This is a genomic window from Pseudanabaena biceps PCC 7429 (assembly GCF_000332215.1).
GTDB lineage: Bacteria > Cyanobacteriota > Cyanobacteriia > Pseudanabaenales > Pseudanabaenaceae > Pseudanabaena > Pseudanabaena biceps.
In genome coordinates, this window is sequence record NZ_ALWB01000317.1 from 1 (window position 1) to 5389 (window position 5389).

The 5389-nt window shown below is 43.1% G+C and carries 5 protein-coding genes; 4 read left to right on the forward strand and 1 reads right to left on the reverse strand.

Annotated features, from left to right (window positions below):
• The first annotated feature begins 198 nt into the window (after positions 1–198).
• The 3 genes from PSE7429_RS21565 to mnmA all read left to right on the forward strand — a co-directional run bounded on the left by PSE7429_RS21565 (position 199) and on the right by mnmA (position 2578).
• Positions 199–423: a DUF167 domain-containing protein gene (locus PSE7429_RS21565; RefSeq protein ID WP_009629497.1), complete on the forward strand. Its 225-nt coding sequence runs from the start codon at positions 199–201 to the stop codon at positions 421–423.
• A gap of 219 nt (positions 424–642) precedes the next feature.
• On the forward strand, positions 643–1428 hold the full coding sequence (locus PSE7429_RS21570; protein WP_009629498.1) for a TIGR03943 family putative permease subunit: 786 nt from the start codon (positions 643–645) through the stop codon (positions 1426–1428).
• Positions 1429–1501: 73 nt separating this feature from the next.
• Entirely contained in the window at positions 1502–2578 is a 1077-nt protein-coding gene (gene mnmA / locus PSE7429_RS21575; RefSeq protein ID WP_009629499.1) for a tRNA 2-thiouridine(34) synthase MnmA, read from the forward strand.
• Between the two features lie 332 nt (positions 2579–2910).
• Here mnmA and apcB read toward each other — a convergent pair whose 3' ends face one another.
• The gene (apcB, locus tag PSE7429_RS21580; protein ID WP_009629500.1) at positions 2911–3408 is read right to left on the reverse strand and encodes an allophycocyanin subunit beta; all 498 of its coding nucleotides are present in this window, start codon (positions 3406–3408) and stop codon (positions 2911–2913) included.
• Positions 3409–4110: 702 nt separating this feature from the next.
• Between apcB and PSE7429_RS21585 the strand changes: the two genes are divergently transcribed.
• Positions 4111–5322, forward strand: coding sequence for an FIST signal transduction protein (locus PSE7429_RS21585; RefSeq protein WP_009629501.1), 1212 nt, complete (start codon positions 4111–4113; stop codon positions 5320–5322).
• The last annotated feature ends 67 nt before the right edge of the window (positions 5323–5389 follow it).

The following is a 5389-nucleotide window of genomic DNA, read 5'->3' on the forward strand; positions in this document are numbered from 1 at the left end:
ACCGCCCGCTTTGCGGGCGGTGCGCTCTCTGGGTTTGGTTTTTAATTATGCTGAACTACTTAAATAGCTGGGCATAATTAAAACCCAGATTAAAAACCTGTGGGGCACGCTGTGCGTGCCCCACAGGTTTTAGGATTTTATATTTAATTGCGCCTAGCTACTTAATACACTTAGCGAAAGCTATATACGAAGCTGTATATGAAAAAAACGGTTAAAGTCAAACCTAATTCTAAAAAACAAGCAATCGTCGAGCAAATAGATGGAAGTTTGCTCGTACATCTCAAATCCCCGCCTATTGATGGCAAAGCCAATCAAGAATTAGTCGAACTTTTAGCAAAAGAATTTGGGGTATCTAAATCAAAAATCACAATTCAGTCTGGCTTGTCTGGACGTTATAAGTTAGTCAATATTGATAATGATTAAGGCTCATCTCCTTGGGGGACGATCCTTAATCAATGATTTAGGAATACCATATATAGCAAGCAGTCCTAATCCCAAAATCAGAGAGCGTAAAGCCCACATAGCGGGCTTTACGCCCTTCTAGGGTTTAAGTTTACTTATGCCTAGCTACTTAGGATTGCTATAGTTAATTTAAGATCCTAATCTTGAGATCCTAATTTTGTTATTTGGTATTCATACTTCATGCCATCTCGATCCGCTAATTCTTCGCCGTTACATTCCTACTGGCAGAAATTTGTACCTTGGCTTGAGTCCTGTGCGATCGCTGCTTGGGGGATCGTTCTACTTAAGCTTTGGCTTGCGGGACAGTTATATCTTTTAGTCCATCCCAATTATATTCCCCTCACGGTAACTGCGGGATTAGGGCTCACTGTTGTTGGGGTTGCTGAGGCTTGGCGCGTAGCAAAACGGCGACGTTACATCGGGACGACAGCCACACAGCAACATGTGACATTGATCAAACCATCTCTAAGTAGCAGCTTGCTTTTGATTGTGGCGATCGCTGCTTTATGTGTCAATCCTCGTCCATTTACCAGTGAAAAAGCGATCCATCGGGGCATAATTGAAAATATTGCCGATGCTAGAACTATTCCTAAATCCTTTCGAGCTAGCAATCGTCCTGAAGATCGGACTCTCGTAGAATGGGTACGCACCATTAGTACCTATCCCGAACCCGATGCTTATAAGGGACAAAAGGTGAAGATTACGGGATTTGTTGTCCATGCTCCCGATCGTCCTGACAATATCTTTTTATTGACGCGCTTTGTCATTACCTGCTGTGCTGCCGACGTTTATCCTGTCAGTCTACCCATCAAAACAACTGAAAGCCGCTCTAATTATCTCCCTGATCACTGGTTACAAATAGAAGGTCAAGCAGATGTGGAAACTACCGATGGCAAGCGCCAATTTGTAGTCGTTGCAAGTAATATTACGCCCATCCCAGAACCCAAAAATCCCTACGACTACTAAGAACTAGCTACTTACCAACAATTCTGATTGCGCTTTAAGTTACAATTTAGGTCTAGTGGTTCGTTCGCAGCAAATGTCAAACATTACCCAAGAAAAAGAAAAAATAGTTGTCGGACTATCTGGCGGAGTCGATAGCTCCGTGGCGGCAGCTCTCTTGCATCGTGCAGGCTATGATGTCACGGGTTTGACACTGTGGTTAATGCGTGGCAAGGGACAATGCTGCTCTGAGGGGATGGTAGACGCAGCGAGATTATGCGAGGAATTAGGAATTCCCCATGAAATTGTAGACAGCCGTGATGTTTTTGAACAAAGCATTATTAACTATCTAGTCACAGGCTATGCAGCAGGTTCTACTCCTCTGCCCTGTTCGCGTTGCAATAAAGCCGTGAAGTTTACACCCATGATGGAATATGCCCGCGATAAATTGGGTATCCATAAAATTGCCACAGGACATTATGCCAAGCTCAATTTCAACTTTGAATCGGGACGGTACGAGCTGCGTCGTGCAGTTGATGACAATAAGGATCAATCCTATTTTCTCTATGAAGTAGGACAAGAGGAATTAAGTTGCTGTGTTTTTCCTCTAGGTAATACAACTAAGGTCGAAACTCGTAAAATTGCTGCCGAGTTTGGTTTAGCCACCGCTGAAAAACCCGAAAGTATGGATCTGTGCCTTGTCGAAGCTAATGGCTCCATGAAAGCCTTCCTCGATAAATACCTTACGCCAATTCAAGGCAAAATCGTTGATACCAAAGGCAACGTACTTGGTGAGCATGATGGCACGTATCACTACACGATCGGTCAGCGTAAAGGGCTAGGTGTAGCCGCAGCAAATCCTTTGTATGTGATTGCCCTTGATCCTGTCAAAAATGAAGTGGTGGTGGGCGATCGCTCTGAGGCTCACGAGCGCGAATGCACAATCAATCGAGTGAATTGGGTATCGATGTCTCCGACAGATATCCCTTTCCATGCGGAGGTACAAGTACGCTATCGGACTGCACCCGCACCTGCCACCGTGATTCCCCTTGTAGGCGATCGCGCGAGGATTGTTTTTGATGAGCCCCAATTTAGCATTACCCCAGGGCAAGCGGCGGTTTTTTATCGTGATGACTTGCTGCTTGGTGGCGGATTGATTGAATCTAAGATCTAAAAAAAGGAGGCTCAGCCTCCTTTTTTTAGATCTATATGCACTTAAGTTAGGACAAAAATCAAACCCAATAGAGAGTTGCGGCGCGAAGCGCCGCAACTCTCTATTGGGTTTGATTTCCTGACTTATACCAATTCACGAAAGTGTGACAACACTTTTGTGAATTAAAATCCAAATCCAGTAAGGGTTTTCAAATTTCAACATGGCGTAGCCATGTTGAAATTTGGTATTAAATGAATATAGCTATACCAATGCAAGTAGATATCACGAAGAAAGGTGGTACTTTGTACCACCTTTCTTTGCCGCTTTTCTTTTTTGATGTCAGAAATCAAACCTTAAATATTTTTCTCGCTCAGTTCGCGGGTCATGTAGTCAAAGGGAGCAGCTAACCAGTCAGCATTTTCGCCCACTAAATCAAAAACAAGTTGCTTGAGGATTTGAATACCTTGAACAGTTGGTCCAATGGGTACACCTAGAGAGCTGTAGGTATCTCGTAAACCTTGCAGTACTCTTTCGTCTAAAACATCATTGTTGCCTGCAACTAAGGCATAGGAAGCGTAGCGCAAATAATAATCTAGATCGCGTAAGCAAGCTGCAAAACGGCGTGTTGTGTAAGCATTGCCACCTGGACGGATGAGATCGGGAACCTCTTCAAATAACTGAGAACCAGCTTTACGTACCAATGATGCTGCATTAGCTGTTATTGCCGAAGACGCGGCTAAACGAGCGCTGCCTGTGGCAAAGTAGGATTTGAGGGTATCCAAGGCATCGCGATCAAAATATTTACCAGTTGCATCATAAGCACCGATCAGGCTGGTAATGGCATCCTGCATGTTGTTTTCTCCGTTGACTTAATTAGATTTAATAAATGTATCGGTAACGTATTTGTAAAGTTTGTAAAGTATATATAACTTAAACTTGATAGCCTTGATTTGATGAGGTTATCGAAATAATTCTACTGTGCTTTCAGCGTCTTACCAAGTCTTGTCCTATATATTTGCGAGATATTTGCGGGGAAGTCTCGACAACAAAGCTGTAAATTTTAGACTGTTGGTTATTGGTCATTGGTTATTGGTTATTGGTCATTGTGAAGGTACTTAACCTTCGGTAAATGGCTGGGCATAATTAAAAACCGAGTCAAAGGCGGTAACGAGCTCAGTCTGCAATAGAGTTTTTTTTGGGGTGGGTGGGGTTTGTTTGGGGTTTGATGGTTACTTAACTCTTCAATCAATCTAATTTGGATAAGTAGTTAGGCGCAAAATATAAAAACCCAGAACCTGTAGCGCACGCGCAGCGTGCGCTACAGGTTCTGGGTTTTTATTATGCCCAGCTACTTATAGGAGAATTGCTGACATGCTGACATATTTATAGATAATGTCGGAAATAGGTCGCTGCAAGGTAAGCTTAGATACTATGCTTAGATATTAAGCAAAAAAAGCTTAAATATAGAGATCGAATATTTGGGTTTGTCAGAAGCCCTTGTCAGCAATTTATAAAGAAATGTCTGGAAGTGAAATCAGTGTAGGGCTAGGTATATGAAGTGGGTTACTAGTCTTTCGACAAAAATATCTTTAGAGGCTGCGGTGCAGGATCTGTCGCAGCAGATACTTGCGTTACTCGGCGATCGATCGCTAGATTTAGGTTTTTTGTTTGTTTCTACTGCCTTTGCAAGTGACTATCCTCGCTTGTTACCTTTGCTTGCCGAAAAGTTACCAATCAAAAAATTAATTGGTTGTTCTGGGGGTGGGATTGTTGGGAACGGTCGTGAATTTGAGGATAAACCTGCGATCGCTTTATTGGTTGGACATTTGCCTGATGCTGCATGCAAGGTATTTCATCTAGATGACAACCAGTTGCCCGATCTCGACAGTCCTCCCGATCGCTGGGAAAATTTAACCAATGTCGATCCAGCGGTTTCTCCAAGCTTTGTATTAGTTGGCGATCCATTTTCATTCCCGATTAATGACTTAATTCAAGGTTTAGATTTTGCCTATCCCAATGCTGTTAAAGTTGGCGGATTAGCGAGTAGTGGCGGTATGGGAGCGAACGCCTTATTTTGTTTCCATGAAGAAGATAAATATAAACTTTATCGGACAGGACTGCTTGGCGTAGCTCTCTGGGGGAATATCACTATCGATCCAGTTGTCGCTCAGGGTTGCCGACCAATTGGCAAGATTTTGCAGGTATCTGAATGTGAACGAAATTTGATTTTAGGCTTAGAGGGCAAACCTCCTCTCAGCTTATTACAGGATACGGTGGGGGATTTAAATCAAAGCGATCGCGAACTAGCGCAGCATTCACTATTCATTGGTGTGGTGATGAACGAATTTAAAGCAAATCCATCCCAAGGTGATTTTTTGATTCGGAATATCATCGGAGTCGATCCGCGATCGGGAGCGATCGCAGTAGGCGATCGGATGCGTCCAGGTCAAAGAATTCAACTACATTTACGGGATAGTAAAGCCTCAGCCGAAGATTTGGAAGAAGCTTTGATTAATTACACCAATCAGTTGAGCTTAGCTGCTCCCAATGTATCTCCCACGGCAGCATTGATGTTTTCTTGTATGGGACGGGGTGAAAGGCTATATGGTAAGCCCAACTTTGATTCGGAGATGTTACAAAAACATCTTGGCTTAATTCCGTTTGGTGGCTTTTTCTGTTCGGGAGAAATTGGTCCTGTTGGCGGTACGACATTTCTCCATGGCTATACCTCTGTTTTTGGGATTGTTAGAACCAAAAATCCTTAGCAAATACTAAATAATACCAAAGCTCAAAATGGCTACGCCATTTTGAGCTTTGAAAACCCTTACTGGG